At 36.6% G+C, this 16,567-nt stretch carries 14 protein-coding genes and 2 tRNA genes; 4 read left to right on the top strand and 12 right to left on the bottom strand.

The features are described from left to right. Nucleotides 1–1,041: a methionine ABC transporter ATP-binding protein gene (locus VF726_RS28880; protein WP_440173657.1), complete on the top strand. Its 1,041-nt coding sequence runs from the start codon at nt 1–3 to the stop codon at nt 1,039–1,041. Next, nucleotides 1,016–1,684: a methionine ABC transporter permease gene (locus VF726_RS28875; RefSeq protein ID WP_000527137.1), complete on the top strand. Its 669-nt coding sequence runs from the start codon at nt 1,016–1,018 to the stop codon at nt 1,682–1,684. The genes VF726_RS28880 and VF726_RS28875 overlap by 26 nt, the downstream gene beginning before the upstream one ends. A 37-nt stretch (nt 1,685–1,721) precedes the next feature. Here VF726_RS28875 and VF726_RS28870 read toward each other — a convergent pair whose 3' ends face one another. Continuing rightward, nucleotides 1,722–2,498 carry an SDR family oxidoreductase gene (locus tag VF726_RS28870; protein ID WP_440173655.1) on the bottom strand — a complete coding sequence of 259 codons (777 nt, stop codon included), beginning with the start codon at nt 2,496–2,498 and terminating at the stop codon, nt 1,722–1,724. Between the two features lie 460 nt (nt 2,499–2,958). Between VF726_RS28870 and VF726_RS28865 the strand changes: the two genes are divergently transcribed. Together VF726_RS28865 and VF726_RS28860 are read left to right on the top strand one after the other, a co-directional pair. After that, on the top strand, nt 2,959–4,260 hold the full coding sequence (locus VF726_RS28865; RefSeq protein ID WP_440173653.1) for a DUF5068 domain-containing protein: 1,302 nt from the start codon (nt 2,959–2,961) through the stop codon (nt 4,258–4,260). A gap of 158 nt (nt 4,261–4,418) precedes the next feature. Beyond that, on the top strand, nt 4,419–4,925 hold the full coding sequence (locus VF726_RS28860; protein WP_440173652.1) for a DoxX family membrane protein: 507 nt from the start codon (nt 4,419–4,421) through the stop codon (nt 4,923–4,925). A 71-nt stretch (nt 4,926–4,996) separates the two neighbouring features. On the opposite strand, the gene VF726_RS28855 is transcribed toward VF726_RS28860, so the two are convergent. From VF726_RS28855 to VF726_RS28805, 11 genes are all read right to left on the bottom strand, one after another. Continuing rightward, nucleotides 4,997–5,563, bottom strand: a complete 567-nt coding sequence (locus tag VF726_RS28855; protein WP_440173650.1) for a DUF4256 domain-containing protein — start codon at nt 5,561–5,563, stop codon at nt 4,997–4,999. Nucleotides 5,564–5,666: 103 nt separating this feature from the next. Further along, a complete protein-coding gene (locus VF726_RS28850) occupies nt 5,667–7,631 on the bottom strand; it encodes a S9 family peptidase (RefSeq protein ID WP_440173649.1) in 1,965 nt (654 codons plus the stop codon). Between the two features lie 247 nt (nt 7,632–7,878). Next, entirely contained in the window at nt 7,879–9,681 is a 1,803-nt protein-coding gene (gene glmS / locus VF726_RS28845; RefSeq protein ID WP_440173647.1) for a glutamine--fructose-6-phosphate transaminase (isomerizing), read from the bottom strand. A gap of 12 nt (nt 9,682–9,693) precedes the next feature. Next, nucleotides 9,694–9,879 (bottom strand): hypothetical protein, encoded by a 186-nt coding sequence (locus VF726_RS28840; protein ID WP_001208183.1) that lies wholly within the window; start codon nt 9,877–9,879, stop codon nt 9,694–9,696. 286 nt (nt 9,880–10,165) lie between these two features. Then, nucleotides 10,166–11,512 carry a phosphoglucosamine mutase gene (gene glmM, locus VF726_RS28835; protein WP_440173645.1) on the bottom strand — a complete coding sequence of 449 codons (1,347 nt, stop codon included), beginning with the start codon at nt 11,510–11,512 and terminating at the stop codon, nt 10,166–10,168. Further along, nucleotides 11,505–12,980, bottom strand: coding sequence for a CdaR family protein (locus VF726_RS28830; RefSeq protein WP_440173643.1), 1,476 nt, complete (start codon nt 12,978–12,980; stop codon nt 11,505–11,507). The genes glmM and VF726_RS28830 overlap by 8 nt, the downstream gene beginning before the upstream one ends. Further along, nucleotides 12,973–13,794 carry a diadenylate cyclase CdaA gene (cdaA, locus tag VF726_RS28825; RefSeq protein ID WP_440029325.1) on the bottom strand — a complete coding sequence of 274 codons (822 nt, stop codon included), beginning with the start codon at nt 13,792–13,794 and terminating at the stop codon, nt 12,973–12,975. Before cdaA ends, VF726_RS28830 begins: the two co-directional genes overlap by 8 nt. Nucleotides 13,795–14,042: 248 nt before the next feature. Then, a complete protein-coding gene (gene rocF / locus VF726_RS28820; RefSeq protein ID WP_440173640.1) occupies nt 14,043–14,936 on the bottom strand; it encodes an arginase in 894 nt (297 codons plus the stop codon). Between the two features lie 209 nt (nt 14,937–15,145). Continuing rightward, nucleotides 15,146–16,291 (bottom strand): glycerate kinase, encoded by a 1,146-nt coding sequence (locus VF726_RS28815; protein WP_440173639.1) that lies wholly within the window; start codon nt 16,289–16,291, stop codon nt 15,146–15,148. A 114-nt stretch (nt 16,292–16,405) separates the two neighbouring features. Further along, nucleotides 16,406–16,478, bottom strand: a tRNA-Ala gene (locus tag VF726_RS28810). A gap of 10 nt (nt 16,479–16,488) precedes the next feature. Beyond that, nucleotides 16,489–16,560 (bottom strand) — tRNA-Gly (locus VF726_RS28805). Between the last annotated feature and the right edge of the window lie 7 nt (nt 16,561–16,567).

Here is a 16,567-nt window from a genome sequence, read left to right as displayed (position 1 = left end):
ATGATTGAATTGAAAAATGTATCCAAAATATTTACAACAAAAAAAGGGAATGTGGAAGCTCTGAAACCTACTTCCCTCCAAGTAAAAAAGGGCGAAGTATTTGGAATCATTGGATATAGCGGCGCTGGTAAAAGTACATTAATTCGATGTGTAAATTTATTAGAAAAACCAACGACAGGAAATATCATCGTAAACGGCCAAGACTTAACAACTTTATCAGCAAAAGAACTAGCAAAATCGAGACAAAAAATCGGGATGATTTTTCAAGGCTTCAACTTACTTAAAACTGTGACAGTTTATGAAAATATCGCATTACCGTTACGTCTATCTGGTCTTTCCAAAAATGAAATTGAAAAAAGGGTAGAAAAGTATTTACGTATTGTCGATCTTTTCAACCGAAAAGATGCCTATCCGAGTGAACTTTCTGGTGGTCAGAAACAACGTGTTGCCATTGCACGTGCACTATCACATGAACCTGAGGTGTTATTAAGCGACGAAGCAACGAGCGCTTTAGATCCAGAAACAACGGATTCTATTCTTGACCTATTACTAAAGATTAATGAAGAAATCGGGATTACAATTTTATTAATTACACATGAAATGAATGTCATCCAGCGTATATGTGACCAAGTTGCTGTTATGGAACATGGAGCAGTAGTTGAAAGCGGGACTGTGAAGGATATCTTCACAAACCCACAACATGTAACAACGAAGAAATTCGTAAATAGTGCATTTGCAGCGAAGATTCCAGAAGAGGTACAAAAAGAACTACAAACTACCGGTGAAATTGTGACTCTCTCCTTTATAGGGAATGCTTCAGGAGAGCCAGCATTAGCTGTTGCTACAAAACGTTTTCAAGTATATCCAAATATTTTATCCGGTAATATTACACAGTTAAAACATGAAGCTTATGGGAAACTGATCATTCATATGCAGGGTGAGAAAAATGAAGTAGCCCGCGCTTTATCATTTTTACAAGAGCAAGGGATCATCGTAGAAGGAGGTAGAACAGATTATGGGAAACAAGTCCTTTTTGGATGAATGGGGTAAAGTTATATGGGAGGCGACAATACAAACCTTTCAAATGACATCTATTTCACTATTCATCTCTATCCTTATTGCACTACCACTCGGTGTCACACTTGTTTTAACGAGACCTGGTGGACAGCACGAAAATAAAATCATTTATCCAATTCTGAATACAATTATTAATATCATTCGCTCTCTTCCATTTATCATTCTATTATTCTTCATTTTACCTTTTACAAAGTTTCTAATGGGAACATCCATTGGCGTGCAAGGTGTTATCGTACCGCTTGTCGTATTCACAGCTCCTTATATTGCACGACTAATGGAGACAGCTTTATTAGAAGTGGATCGTGGTGTTATTGAAGCTTACCAAGCGATGGGCGTTTCTACTATAAAAATTATTTGGCACGTTATGGTGAAAGAAGCTCGTCCCTCCCTTGTACTTGGATTAACAATCGCAACAATTGGCTTAATTGGCGCAACAGCAATGGCTGGACTTGTAGGTGCTGGCGGTCTTGGTGATTTAGCATATCGATTCGGACATTTACGCTACGAACCTGAAGTAATGTATGCAACAGTCTTTATTTTAATTATCCTCGTTCAAGGACTACAGTCTTTAGGCAACGGTGTTGCACGAAGATTGAAGAAAGATTAAAAAAGAAGGTATCTCACCAGGGTGAGATACCTTCTTTTTACCTTTTAAATCCACCTTCAGAATGAATAACTTGTCCAGTAATCCACTCTGCTTCTTCACTTACTAAAAACTGAATAAGTCTTGCTGCATCCCTTGGCTCACCAATTCTACCAAAAGGAAACATCGGCTTTAATCCTTGCTGTATCTCTTCGGTCATCCATCCCGTACTAGTTGGACCTGGGTTAATTGCATTCACTGTTATTCCTAAATGAGCTACCTCAGCTGACAATGTACTAGTAAGAGCGTCAATAGCTCCCTTCGTTGTTGCATACGCTAGTTCTCCTGCCATAGGTCCTTTAAATTGTCCCGATGTCATATTCACAATTCTACCACCAGATTTCTTATTAAATCCTCGGGCAAATTGACTACTTAACAACGTAGTCGCACGAACATTAACCATGTAGTGCTTATCTAATTCTTCAGCAGTCAAATTAGAGAAGTCATTATTCGTAGAATACGCTGCATTATTAATTAATATATGAGGGTAACCTAATTGTTCAGTAACTTTATTTATAAGCTCTTTCGGTGCAGCATTCTGAGTTAAATCTAACTCCATACTGGATACTTTCACACCGTTTTTTAGTAACTCTTCTTTTAATTGTATTTGTTCACTTTGCTCAACGCCCCAAGGCATCTCTTTATCGTACGCTGTCCAATACGTAAAAAATATATCGTATCCTGCTTCAGCTAATTCTTTACAAATCGCTGCACCTATACCATCTAGACGACTTACCCCTGTAACAACTGCTATTTTATTTTTTAATTGATTCATCATATACTCCTCCAATTTAAAGGACGCATACTTTATATAAGAGATATGAATTTCCCTACACATTATCCTTACAAAAGGGATGTACAAGCCAAATATGCAGTCCTCGCATGATTTACAGATAGCTAAATAAACACTCACTTACGAGAGAAAAATTTATCTATCTAGTTTCTAATCATTACAAGCTCATCCACATATTAAGTCCTTGTCCCCTTTCCATATATCTCTATTTCTATCATACCAATATGATGTAATATTTCAAATGATAAAAAAATAAAACTCAATATTCCATGCTGATCTTCTACTAATTTTAGTATATTACAATAACTAAATAATTAAAACAATCAGAAAAACACTGGTAAATACTGCCTTTATTTTTTATAATAAACTGTGGGGCTAATGTGAGAGTTATAAACGGTCTGATTATACAGACTCAACTAGTTTTAAACAAATAGGGGGAAAAAGCATGTCAAAAAAATTACTTTCTTTATTTTCTACAGTAATCGTAGCAGCGTTTGTAATAACTGGCTGTGGTCAAAGCGATACGACAAATAAAGAACAAAAAGAAAATACAACAAAAGAAAGCAAAACAGAAAAAACGGATACAACGAAAGAAAATAAACCGGAAGAAAAAAAATCCGAAGATAAAAAAAATGACGATAAAAAGCCTGAAAATACAGCTACTAGCTCAAGCGATTACTCTAAGCTGATTTCCTATATGGAAAAAGAAACAGGTGGTAAAACAAAAGTTCTTTTTGAAAATAAAGAACCACAAGTGTATAAAGCTGAAGATGTTTCAGTAACAATGAATGGTTATACAGTAGTTGAATTAAACGGATTCCATACAAACTTCGACATTCCGTTTAATCGTCAAACAGAGGGCGGAGTTATTCTTGTGAACTACAGCGTAAAAAATAGTTCAGCTAAAGATATTTATTATATGCCAGCATTGGACATGTCATTTACTGGTGCGCAGAAAGTATATAGTAACTATAAAGACTTAATTCCAAAAGAAGACCAGCTCCCAACTAAGCTTGCTCCAACGAATGATTACTTAGTAAAAGCAGGAGAAACTATTTCTGGTTATATCGCTTATCCATTCGGAAAAGATGATTTAGCCAAAATTTCAAGTCTCTCAACAGTCTCAGTCACAGTCCCAACTGCACAAGCGAATAAAGGAAAATTTGATGCTCCAATCGGAAGCCCTGGAAGCTTTTCATTAAGTTTAAACAAACAAGGTGCTGAAAAAGTTGCAACAAATAACACTTTCTACCAAGATAAAGCTACAGCTAATAACATGGGCGATAAAAAAATGTTAAAAGAGAAATCAAGTATTAATAACAGCCAAGAATTAGGCGCTGTTAATGTTACATTAGACGGATACCAATTTACTCAATTCACACCAAATTCTGTCGAAGCACCACGCTTTGCAAATTTCAAAAATGGTATTGTTCTATTAACAGTGAAATTCAAGCTTGATAACAAAGATACTCAAGACGTTTCACTATCTCCTATAAGCTCTACATTGAGAGTGAATGATGGTACACAATATACAATTAATGAAGGTATGCTACTAAATTACGACTATAACGCTGCAGTTAAAACGGGAACATCTGGAGAGTTACTACAAGTATATATTTTAGATCAAGAGCAGTATGAAAAGATTTGGAAAGACAAAAGCTTTGAGATTGAGTTAGGACCTATGAGAAATAAAGAAGCAAAAGATATTTCACAAGGGAAAAAAGTTAAATTTACATTACCGAAATAAATTACTAAATATATAATAGAAAAGGCATATAACATAGGATTGTTATATGCCTTTTTTATTTGTATAAAACAACCATTTTTGTTCACACTTTATCCATTGTGAATTTTTTCACAATGGATATATAATAAACTTGTAAATACAATATTGGAGGGATTTCAATGGTTATCAATTTTTTAAGGACTGATAAACGTGCTGCTTTCATATTATTATTTTTACGATTTTACATAGGATATGCATGGCTCTCTGCTGGGATAGGTAAAGTTTTCGGACAATCTTTTGATGCAAGTGGTTTTCTAAAGGGCGCTATCGCTCAAGCGTCAGGTGACCACCCTGCCGTACAAAGTTGGTGGGCAGATTTCCTTCAACACTTTGTTCTTCCAAATGCAGACCTATTTAGCTTTTTAGTTCAATGGGGAGAAATTTTAGTAGGTCTAGGTTTAATTTTAGGCGGATTAACAAAAACTGCTGCATTCTTTGGAATTATAATGAATCTTTCATTTTTACTAAGTGGAACTGTTAGTGTAAACCCAAATCTACTTATTTTAACTATGTTCATTTTAGTTGCAGGTCATAATGCTGGACGCATTGGATTAGATGGCTATGTTTTCCCTAAACTTTTCCGTAAAAACAAACATGAAACATATAAATTAAGTAAAACTGCGTAGTAACAGTTTACTTTTAAAATATAAGTAAGAAAAAGAGCCTACGTATAGGCTCTTTTTTGTTTACTCCAAATTTAAACTCTTAACGAGCCACGAAAACCTCTGGCAGCGTAATAAGAGTCTGCCCCATTGTGATACACGAAAACGTGTCCGAAGCGATAATCGCAAAATAGCGCACCACCGAGTTCTCGAATATCTGAAGGTGTTTGCACCCAGCTTGATGATTTCATATCGAAATCCCCAAGTTGTTGTAACCCTCGGTATTGTTCTTCAGTTAATAATTCAATGCCCATAGCAGTTGCGACATCAATAACGTTATTTTCTGGTTTATGTTTTTTTCTTGCCTCTAACGCTTCAAGATCATAACAAAGACTTCTGCGGCCTTTAGGGCTCTCCTTTGAACAATCACAGAAAGTATACTCGTCCTTCTCTTCATCATAACCAACAACATCCGGCTCACCGCCAGTTACTTCCATTTCATGAATTGACCATAATTTTTCATTATTAGTAGCCAGTTTCGCTTCAACTTTAGCCCATTCAAGACTTTCATGGCGGTTCATGTTTTTCTCAAAACGTGCTTGTAATACTTTTAATAGTTCTTCACGTTGTTCTACAGATAACTCATTTTTATTCTCTGTCATATTAGTCCTCCGAATTACGTTTCCTTATAATCATAATGGTTTGCATACAGTTTACAACAACCTGACACGATTACACAACGAAAAATCCCTGTACGAATATCCATTATATAGTACGAAATCCCTCCATACTTTCGCCAAGAATATAATGTGAAAACCACATCAAGTTCTGCTTCATAATAGCTACATGAATTCCTGGCTGATCAGAACTATATGCCATTTCTTTAAATATAATTAGTTCTGTATCAACTTCCATATCTCTTAATCCTTCATATAACTCATATGCATTTGTAATTGGAATTCTTGCATCCTTTTCCCCATGTTGAATTAACGTAGGTGTACAAGCTGATTTAATATATGTCATTGGCGATGCCTTCTTATATATCTCTGGATCATTCCATGGAGTATTTCCTAAATACATGCTAATAAAGTAAGGGATATCTGTATTTACATAATGGGTACTCCAGTTCGTAATGCCACCTCCAACTGAAATAGCTTTAAATCTACTGCTAAATGTAGAACAGAAAGCAGATATATATCCTCCGTTACTCCATCCCATAACTCCTACTCTATCTTTATCTACAATCCCTTTTTCAACTAGTGCATCCACTCCAGATATAACATCATCATAATCAGCAATTCCTTGTTTTCTATAGTTTGCTTTTAAAAACTCATTACCATAACCAGAACTTCCTCTATAGTTTGGCTCTAAAACGATAAAGCCTTTTTCGATAAACTGCTCAATCGGATATTTCTCATTAAAATAATCTGAAAATATCGGAAAGGACGCCCAATTCGGACCACCATGGATTACTACTAATAAGGGATATTTTTTATTTGTATCAAACTCTACTGGAGTTGATAGAACACCCTCTATTTCAAGACCATCACTACTTTTCCATGAGATGATTTCTCTATTACTTTTAAGCCTTCCTTCGAAAAAGCTATTTTCATTTGTTATTTTTTTATCATCCAAATAGATTTCAAAGGTTTCATTTGTTATAGCCTTAGTATATGTTATATGATTGCCATCCCTTGTTATAGCGGCATCCATTATAAACCCATCTACTGGTTCGCTTAACATTTCCACAGTGCCATTCTCACATAGCAATCCAATACGGTAATTCGTTTTATCCTGCCATCTAATTAAAATCCCTTTAGCCGTCCACTGTAATGGCATAACCGTACTATCAAAGTTTGTTAAAGGTTGAATTACCTCTCCCGTATTCATATCATATATCTCTAATGTACTATCTTGTATATGGTTTCTATAGTAATCCTTCTCTCTTATACTTGCTGCGTAACATATTTTATCGCCCTCAGGAGAAAAGCAGACACTCGCTCCTAACAACTTATTTATATTCATCTTTTGTAGTTCCCCAGCTTCAACATCTAATATGTATAGATCACCATTCATATAATCATTTAGGCTTGGTGTAGCCATACATACAACCTTTTTTCCATCATTAGAAATATCAAAGTTATGTATATAAAAATCCTTACCATCCGTTAGTTGATAAATACCACTAATCTCACGTTCCTCTTTATCATTTTGTATCCCTTTTTCTATTTCAATGTAATATAAACAATTATTCCGATGTTCCTTACCTACATGGTCGAAATCTCCATATAGTTCCTTACGTTTCTTTATTTCTTCACATTCTTTTGACTGTGCACTATAATACAAACCTTTACCAGTAGGCTCCCATTTGAATGTATTAACTCCATCCTTCTCATTCGTGATTTGAACCTCACTACCACCTTCTATTGACTTAACAAAGATCTGATTTGTATTATCCCCGTCACCACCTGGGCTAAGGTATGCAATGCTCTTAGAATCTGGAGACCATAATGGCTGTGTACTATCTATATCCCCATTTGTTAGTGGATAACTCTGCCCTTTATCTTTCTCATATATCCATACATGATTTCTATACGTATTGCCTTTCCAGTTAGCGGTCTTCTTGACAAACGCTACATTTTTGCCATCATCACTTATGTTTGCACTTGATAAGGCCGGTAATGAAATAATCTCTTCTATACTTAAATATGTTTTTGCTTTCACTTTCATTAATAAGCCCCCTTGTAATACCTAGTAATCTATCCTCTCTTCTTTTCATAATAAAGGAAATTGTTCACGAATACTTAAAATGATAACGAAAAATTCAGAAAAATTAAAGTGATACTTTAGTGGAGTACGGGCAACCTGACTTTCTCCTATCGATTTTAGATGCTCTTTTTAACACAAAAATACCCCTTTAGATAGCTATATCTAAAGGGGTAAAACATCGTATCTTTATTTCAAATCCACCGATCTCCTACTCAACCGTAACAGATTTAGCTAAGTTACGTGGCTTATCAACGTCACACTCGCGGTGCAGTGCTGCGTAGTATGAGATAAGTTGGAATGGAATAACTGCTACTAGCGGTGCTAGTGCTTCGTGTACAGCTGGTAATACGAAGCTGTCACCTTCCATTTCTAAGCCTTTCATTGAGATGATACATGGGTTAGCTCCGCGTGCTACTACTTCTTTCACGTTACCACGAATTCCAAGGTTTACGTGCTCTTGTGTAGCAAGTGCGATAACTGGTGTACCGTTTTCGATTAAGGCGATTGTACCGTGTTTTAATTCTCCTCCAGCAAATCCTTCTGCTTGGATGTAAGAGATTTCTTTTAGCTTTAACGCACCTTCTAATCCTACGTAGAAGTCTACGCTACGTCCGATGAAGAAACAGTTACGCGTTGTTGCTAAAAATTGTTTTGCTAATGCATCCATTTCTTCTTTTCGATCACAAAGTTCTACCATTGCATTTGCTACAAGTCCTAATTCGTGTGTTAAGTCGAAATCAAGAACTTCACCTTTCGCTTTCGCAATGTCTGCAGCCAAAATTGAAAGTACTGCAAGCTGTGCTGTGTAAGCTTTCGTTGATGCAACTGCGATTTCTGGTCCCGCGTATAACGGAAGTGTATAATCAGCTTCACGAGAAAGTGTAGAACCAGGTACGTTTGTAATCGTTAATGCTTTATGACCCATTTCATTTGTTTGTACAAGTACTGCACGGCTATCAGCTGTTTCACCACTTTGTGAAATGTAAATGAAGAATGGTCTTTCTGTTAATAATGGCATGTTATAAGAGAATTCACTTGCTACATGCACTTCAACTGGCATTTTTGCAAACTTCTCGATAAATTGTTTTCCAACAAGACCTGCATGATAACTTGTTCCACATGCAATAATGTAAATACGATCGCTATCTAAAATCGCATTGCGAATGTCTTGATCTAATTCAATCTCGCCATTTTCATCTTGATACTTTTGAATTATATTACGGATTACAAGTGGTTGCTCATCGATTTCTTTAAGCATGAAATGAGGGTATGTTCCTTTTTCAATATCACTTGCGTCTAATTCCGCTGTAAACGGTGCACGTTCAATCGTTTCACCTTGTAAGTTTTTAATTGTAATGCTTTCTTTCGTTACAATTACGATTTCTTTATCCATCAATTCAATAAATTGATCTGTAACTTGTAACATCGCCATAGCGTCGCTCGCCACAACATTAAAGTTGTCACCAACACCTACTAATAGCGGGCTTTTGTTTTTAGCAACATAAATCATGTTTGGATTTTCAGCATCAAGTAGTCCGATTGCATAAGAGCCATGTAAAAGAGATAGCGTATTACGGAACGCTTCTTCTACACTTAATCCTGTGCTCACTTGTTGTTCCATAAGCTGTACGATAATCTCTGTATCTGTTTCACTTACGAACGTTACATCTTGTAAATATTCCTTTTTCACTAATTCATAGTTTTCAATTACACCGTTATGAACTAGTGTAAAGCGTTTTGATGTACTTTGATGCGGATGCGCGTTTACTTTACTTGGAACACCATGTGTAGCCCAGCGTGTGTGACCGATTCCCACGCTTGCTGCTACGTTCTCATCTACGATTTCGCGAAGTTTTGCAATACGGCCTTTTTCTTTGTATACAACAACACCGTTCTCTGCTTGTACTGCAATACCTGCTGAATCATATCCACGATATTCTAGCTTTTCTAAACCTTTTAATAAAATTTCCTTTGCATCTTGCTCTCCAATAAATCCTACGATTCCACACATGTTTAGTCGCCGTTACAAATGCTTACATTGCTCTGCGAACATGTAACGACATAGTCCGATACCATTTTTATTTATACTAAAAAACGGATTACATATTGCTAGCCCTGTAAGCTTGTAACGGCTTTCACCTTCCTCTCGATTGGGTTTAAGTCCGTATATACTTATACAGCTAGTTTGTATCCGTTCCTTTTCTCTCATCACACTTTCACCTTTGTCCACTAAGTCACCTTAATGATTTAAGTAAAAGCTTGCGGTTGTGATGAGCAACCGGGAGTCATCCGCCGAAATCTCGATAAACCCCACCTCGTCAACTACACTACTTGTAGTTCTGGCGCTTCTATAATTTACAATATTTCCTTTGAGAAAAAGAACAAGACCATCTTATAACAAACATAGATAAACCGTCAATGAAATTTTTTTCATCGTCTATAAAACATATGAAAAAGGAGCACTTCTTGTGCTCCTTTTTCATAAATTTATTGAATTATTCAGCGCCAACTTCAGCTTTCACAACTTCTACAATACGATGTACATATGCGTCACAAACTTCTTGTGTTGGTGCTTCTGCCATTACACGAATAAGTGGCTCTGTTCCAGATGGACGAACAAGAATGCGGCCATCACCGTTCATTTCTTCCTCTACAACACGAATAATTTCTTTAATTTTTTCATTTTCTAATGCTAGTTTTTTATCTGTTACACGAACGTTTACTAGTAATTGCGGGAACTTCGTCATTTCTCCTGCAAGCTCAGATAATGGTTTTTTCGTCATTTTCATGATGTTTACAAGTTGAAGTGCACTTAACATTCCATCACCAGTTGTAATGTAATCAAGTAAGATAATGTGACCTGATTGTTCTCCGCCCAGGTTATATCCACCACGCTTCATCTCTTCCATTACGTAGCGATCACCAACTGCTGTTTTATCACTTGTAATACTGTTAGCTTCAAGTGCTTTGTAGAAACCTAAGTTACTCATAACCGTTGAAACAACTGTATTGTGCTTCAGTTGACCAGTTTCTTTCATGTATTTCGCACAAATAAACATAATTTGATCGCCATCAACGATGTTTCCTTTTTCATCTACAGCGATTAAACGGTCACCGTCACCATCAAAAGCAAGACCGATATCAGCACCTTTTTCTTTTACTAATTCCGCTAATACTTCTGGATGTGTAGAACCTACTCCATCGTTAATATTCATACCGTTTGGTGAAGTTCCCATTGTTGAAATATCAGCTTCTAAATCAGCAAATAAGTACGGAGCTAATGAAGACGTAGCACCATGCGCGCAATCTAAAGCGATATGTAAACCAGAGAAGTCTTCCTCTACAGTTTGTTTAATGTATTGTAAATATTTTTGTCCGCCTTCAAAATAATCACTCACTTGTCCAAGGTTAGTACCTGTCGGACGTGGTAATTCATCAACTTCTTTATCTAATAAAGCTTCGATTTCTTCTTCTTGCTCATCTGTTAATTTAAAACCGTCTGAACCGAAGAATTTAATTCCGTTATCTTGTACCGGATTATGAGATGCAGAAATCATAACACCTGCTTGTGCATCTAACGCTTTTGTTAAATAAGCAACACCCGGTGTAGAAATAACACCAAGACGCATTACTTCTGCTCCAGTTGATAATAGACCTGCTACTAAAGCTCCTTCTAACATATGCCCTGATATACGTGTATCACGGCCAATAATTACTTTTGGACGATCTGTATCTTTTGTTAATACATAACCACCAAAACGTCCAATTTTGAACGCTAATTCAGGTGTTAACTCCTGGTTCGCAACCCCACGTACTCCATCTGTACCAAAATATTTACCCATTATGATTCGCTCCTTTTTCTGGCTCTTTTTGATTATCTACTGTTGGCTCTTGACTAGTTTCTTTTTCTTTATCTTTATTTTGTTCTTGTTCCTTTTCCGGGTCAGGCTTAGGTTCAGGTTCAGGATTTTTTGGTTTTTCAGTTTGATTATCTTGGTTATGATTTGAATCTGTTTTTTCACCGTCACCTTGTACTTCTTTATCTGGACTTTCTTTCTTCACAATTGTGACCTTAGCACTTTTTTGCTTTGGTTCTATTGAAATATTACTAGGACCGCTCACTTGAATGGAAACATCTTTTGTTCCCGGAGATACATTTTGCAGATTAATGGCTGCTGTTATTTGAGCTGCTGTTATTTTATCTACTATACTTGTTTCTCCTGAAATATCAACGCTTATCTTCCCATCTTGCGGCGAAAGTAGCTGGACCGTAACATCTTTAGAAAGTCCATTTTTTTGAATCGATATACCATCAATCGTTCTTGTTTTCGTTTGTTTTGTTTTTTGTACGCCTACTGAAACCTTCACTTGATTCGGTTTTGCACTTGTTACACCCTTTGGCAATAAAACAGAGGTATCGAATGTTGTAGACTCTGTCAATTGACTAAGATCTACTTCGACCCCCCCTATCGATTGTATATTATCCAATACATCTTTTGGACCTGCTATCGTTACTTCTCGCGGCTCAACGCTAATATTTGTAACGGCCAATCCTTCTGCTAAACTCCCCTTTTTCGTATACGTTACAGGAACAGTTTTTTCAGTATTATTGGCTGTAGTTTGCGTTGCCACATTCAACGTTACACTAATCTTAGATGGACTTGTTCTTACATTTAAACGTTTTCCTTCTTTATTGTATAATGTAACTTCGGGCGTTTTTGTAACAGTTTTATTAACACCCTTTAAATCAACATACGCTTTGGCAGCTGAAATGCTTTCAATTTCTTCTTTCGTCCCAACTACCTCAACAGTATCCGGTTTAAGGCTTGATTTTTCGAGAGTAGCCCCCGCTGGCATCTGATCCTCATTTGATAATTTCAAATCTACATGAACATATTTTCTCGCCTTTTCATGAAGAGTAACTTTAATTGTTGATGGCTGAACTGTTCCTTTCACATCATCTGGAAGCCCGTTCGTTTTTAAAGAAATCTCATAAGTTCCTTTTGGACTATCTCGCAAATCAATTGGTATGTCAAATTGTTTTTTTGCTTTTGCTGTAGCAACTGATGCTTTTGGGCCTTCTAACTTCACCTTAACGCCCTCTGCTGGAATACCACTTACAATATATTTCTCCTCATCATACTTAAGATTAATCTCATAATTAGTTAATGTTTCTTTCGTATCATTTGCAAAAGGTAATATACCTGATGTCGTATTTTTTTCAGTTAACGTCGCTGACATAAAAAGCATACACGCCAATAGTAATGAGATACCCTTTAAAAACCAATGATTCTCCATTAACTTATCCATGACGCTTTCTCCTCCAATTCCATAAAGACGAAGAAGTCGTTTTTTCGTTTCCACTAAATTCAGCTAATAACATATCCTTCAGCTGTTCTGTCTTCAAATCACGATGCAACTTACCATTTTTCGTTAAAGAAATTTGACCAGTTTCTTCAGACACAACTACTGTAATACTATCAGTAACTTCACTAACTCCCATTGCAGCACGATGTCTAGTTCCTAATTCTTTAGAAATAAACGGACTTTCTGATAATGGAAGATAGCATGCTGCTGCTTTAATGGTACTTCCTTGCATAATGACCGCTCCATCGTGAAGAGGTGTATTAGGAATGAAAATATTAATGAGTAATTCCGATGATACGTTTGCATTTAGCGGAATACCTGTTTCCACATAATCAACCATACCGGTCTCTTTTGACAAAGTAATTAATGCACCTATTCTACGTTTCCCCATATATTCCGTTGCTTTTGCTATCGCTGTTGCAACCATTTCAGACTCATCATCCTCATGGGTTCCAGTACGTGAAAATAAGCTCCCACGTCCTAGCTGCTCAAGTGCTCTTCGCAATTCTGGCTGAAAGATAATAATAACGGCTAAAAATCCCCACGTTAATACTTGTTCAGTTAGCCAAGATAGCGTATGCAATTCAAGGAAAATACTAATCATCTTAACGACAATGATAACTGTAATCCCTTTTAAAAGTTGAACAGCTTTCGTCCCTCGGATTATAAGAATTAGCTTATATATAATAAACCATACAATGGCAATATCTAATGCCGTACTAAGATATTTCAAAATGGTCGTATCTTCAAAAGGCATGCTATCCCTTCCTCCTACTTACGAGCAATTCTATCCATATATTGAAATATTGTTTTATGCTCTATCTGTATGTATTTCCAACAACTAGTTAATTATACCATACATGAAACAAACGACAATTACAAACAACCCCCTTTACCTCAAATTGGTAAGATGTCAAACATTTTTATCTTACAGTATAATATAAATCATTATTATACGCCTATTTTCAAATAAAAAAAGCAACTTCTCAGTTGCTTTTCTTACATTTATTTTAGTTTTTCACCGAATAAAGAACCCATTAAAGCAACTGCTGTTGTTGCCGTTCTATTTCGCTCATCTAAAATCGTATTTACCTCAACAAACTCAGCAGATGTAACAATATCAGCTTCTGCTAACATTTCCATTGCTAAATGGCTTTCACGATAAGATAAACCACCAATTACAGGTGTTCCAACTCCTGGTGCATCATGAGGATCAAGACCATCTAAATCTAATGATAAATGCACACCATCAGTATGAGATAAATACGCGATTGTTTCTTCCATAACAGCCGTCATACCCATACGATCAATCTCGTGCATTGAGAATACTTTAATGCCTTCATTGCGAATAAAGTCTTTTTCCCCTTCATCTAATGCACGTGCACCGATAATTACAACATTCTCTTTTTTCACCTTTGGATATGCCCCGTATAAATCTACAAGCGCGGGATGTCCATATCCTAAACTTGCAGCAAGTGACATACCATGAATATTTCCAGATGGTGAAGTTTCCTCTGTATTTAAATCACCATGTGCATCATACCAAATCACACCTAAGTTTTTATAATGTTTCGCAACACCAGCTAATGTACCAATAGCGATACTATGGTCGCCACCTAATACAAGTGGAAAACGTCCTTCTTCTATAATATGATCTACCTTACTTGCTAATTCGTTACATACAGTTGCAACTTGTGTAAGGTTTCTTAAGCTTGTATTTACATCTACTTCTTTTTCTCTCTCTATACATATATCTCCCATATCTTTAACGTTATATCCAATTTCTTCAATTCTTTCAATTACGCCTGCATAACGGATTGCGCTTGGCCCCATATCTACCCCGCGACGCATCTGTCCTAAATCCATTGGAACTCCAATAACTGAGATTTCTTTTTTCATAGATAGTATCCCCCTTTTGTGCCTTCACTAAATATTTTAAATCTTTTATATAGTCTGACTCAACTCGACATTTTTCTGTATGGATATACAAATTATTCACTTATATCCGCTTTAAAATCCAAATGTTAAGACTATTCTATGTATAAAGTTAACTTGATGAAACAACTAACATCATTATTATTAAATAATAATAAAAAACACTCCTACATTTAGAAGTGTTTTTCTGATGCAATTTTCCACACTGCTGCAATATTCTTTGCTGTCATTTCAACATTCTCTTCTGCTACTTTATATGCCTCTTCTAACGTCATCGGACTCGCTGTAATACTAAACACTGCATCAATTCCTTTTTCATGAACAGCCGGATAATTCGGAGATACAGATCCTCCAATAGCAATGACAGGAATATGAAAATGCTTTGCACGCTCCGCAATACCTACAGGGGCCTTTCCATATGCTGTTTGTTCATCTATTCTCCCTTCACCAGTTATAATTAAGTCTGCACCTTCTATATGCTTATCAAAGTTTGTATAATCTAATACAATTTCAATTCCTCTCCGCAAGTTTCCCTTTAACACTGCAATAACAGCTGCTCCCATTCCACCTGCCGCTCCTGCACCAGGTGTTTTACATACGTCGCAAGATAAGGATTGTTTTAGGATATGCGCATAATGCTTTAAATTTTCATCCAGCTCTTTCATCATCTCTGCATCCGCACCCTTTTGCCGTCCAAATACGAAAGATGCTCCTCTTATTCCAACTAACGGATTATCTACATCACATGCTGCTTCTAACTTTATATGCGCTAAACGTGAATCCATTTGCGAAAAATCAATAGTGACAATCGAATGTAATGTTCCTCCAGATGGCTCTATTACTTCCCCTTCTTGATTCATAAACCTAACTCCTAAAGCTGACAACATACCCGCTCCGCCATCATTTGTAGCACTTCCTCCAAGTCCTAAAATAATATGCTCTGCTCCTTCGTCTAGGGCATGTAATATAAGTTCTCCTGTCCCTTTCGTCGTTGTAATAAGTGGGTTTCGTTTTTTAACCGGAACATGTTGTAATCCTGATGCTGCTGCCATTTCAATAAACGCTGCCTTTTTATCTTTAGACATACCATAAAAGGCTTGTACGCTCTCCCTAAGCGGCCCTGTCACATGAAGTGATATAATTCTCCCCCCTGTAGCATCAACAAGGGAATTCACCGTTCCTTCTCCTCCATCTCCAATCGGGATCTTTACATACTCTGCTTTAGGGAAAATTGCTCCAAAACCTCTTTCTATAGCTTCACATACTTCTATAGCTTTTAAACTTTCTTTATATGAATCAGATGCAATAACAACTTTCACAATTATCCCCACCCTTTACTTTTACGTTTTCTTCATTTTAAACGACAAGTATGAACGTTGTCTTTTCAAACACAAAAAAAGCTTACATCATATGATGTAAGCTTCTCTATTAGATGGAGCCTAGCGGGATCGAACCGCTGACCTCCTGCGTGCAAGGCAGGCGCTCTCCCAGCTGAGCTAAGGCCCCTTAGTAATTAAGCGGAAGACGGGATTCGAACCCGCGACCCCAACCTTGGCAAGGTTGTATTCTACCACTGAACTACTTCCGCGAAAATG

This window comes from Bacillus sp. Brlt_9 (assembly GCF_051948935.1).
GTDB lineage: Bacteria > Bacillota > Bacilli > Bacillales > Bacillaceae_G > Bacillus_A.
This window is presented reverse-complemented; position numbering and strand designations above follow the sequence as displayed.

What these genes read in the sequence shown, in the direction of transcription:
- rocF (WP_440173640.1), bottom strand. Translation starts at nt 14,936, where the DNA reads ATGAAAAAAGAAATCTCAGTTATTGGAGTTCCAATGGATTTAGGACAG.
- VF726_RS28840 (WP_001208183.1), bottom strand. Translation starts at nt 9,879, where the DNA reads ATGAGAGAAAAGGAACGGATACAAACTAGCTGTATAAGTATATACGGA.
- VF726_RS28830 (WP_440173643.1), bottom strand. Translation starts at nt 12,980, where the DNA reads ATGGATAAGTTAATGGAGAATCATTGGTTTTTAAAGGGTATCTCATTA.
- VF726_RS28870 (WP_440173655.1), bottom strand. Translation starts at nt 2,498, where the DNA reads ATGATGAATCAATTAAAAAATAAAATAGCAGTTGTTACAGGGGTAAGT.
- VF726_RS28865 (WP_440173653.1), top strand. Translation starts at nt 2,959, where the DNA reads ATGTCAAAAAAATTACTTTCTTTATTTTCTACAGTAATCGTAGCAGCG.
- glmS (WP_440173647.1), bottom strand. Translation starts at nt 9,681, where the DNA reads ATGTGTGGAATCGTAGGATTTATTGGAGAGCAAGATGCAAAGGAAATT.
- VF726_RS28875 (WP_000527137.1), top strand. Translation starts at nt 1,016, where the DNA reads ATGGGAAACAAGTCCTTTTTGGATGAATGGGGTAAAGTTATATGGGAG.
- VF726_RS28880 (WP_440173657.1), top strand. Translation starts at nt 1, where the DNA reads ATGATTGAATTGAAAAATGTATCCAAAATATTTACAACAAAAAAAGGG.
- cdaA (WP_440029325.1), bottom strand. Translation starts at nt 13,794, where the DNA reads ATGCCTTTTGAAGATACGACCATTTTGAAATATCTTAGTACGGCATTA.
- VF726_RS28855 (WP_440173650.1), bottom strand. Translation starts at nt 5,563, where the DNA reads ATGACAGAGAATAAAAATGAGTTATCTGTAGAACAACGTGAAGAACTA.
- VF726_RS28860 (WP_440173652.1), top strand. Translation starts at nt 4,419, where the DNA reads ATGGTTATCAATTTTTTAAGGACTGATAAACGTGCTGCTTTCATATTA.
- VF726_RS28850 (WP_440173649.1), bottom strand. Translation starts at nt 7,631, where the DNA reads ATGAAAGTGAAAGCAAAAACATATTTAAGTATAGAAGAGATTATTTCA.
- glmM (WP_440173645.1), bottom strand. Translation starts at nt 11,512, where the DNA reads ATGGGTAAATATTTTGGTACAGATGGAGTACGTGGGGTTGCGAACCAG.